At 49.1% G+C, this 428-nt stretch carries 1 protein-coding gene; it reads left to right on the forward strand.

Annotation, left to right across the window (positions count from 1 at the left end; translation table 11 throughout):
- Positions 1-143: carboxymuconolactone decarboxylase family protein (locus tag HC175_RS24425; protein WP_479685245.1), on the forward strand; the 143-nt coding region annotated here is incomplete at its 5' end.
- Positions 144-428 lie beyond the last annotated feature (285 nt).

Here is a 428-nt window from a genome sequence, read left to right on the forward strand (position 1 = left end):
CCTATACCAAAGATGGTCTTGAGCGCGGAATAGAAAAAGAAGAAATGATGGAAGCCGTCCATGTGGGCGCCGCCATAAAAGGTGGAGCAACCCTTGTACACGGAGTCCAGATGATGAACAAGTACAATAAGTTGTCCATGTGAGCAGATCCAAGGAAGCACGAAGTGCTGACGTAGGAGTCGCTCATCCCGACGAAGGAGGGATCTCCGTAAAGCCGTTGCATGCAACGGCTCCGCGGCCCCATAAAAACTACAATATTAATATATGCCCACAAAATCCCTACAAGCCCGCAAAAACCTCCTCTCCGATCCGCAGGAACAGCTAAAATATCTTAGCAACGGGATCTTTGGAAGTGGGGAACTTCCACTGTTCAGGGAGAAGATAGCTGCTACGGGAGATCTTCCGCTAAAACCGAAAAAGCTGGAGAT

This window comes from Salinimicrobium oceani, from assembly GCF_012037645.1.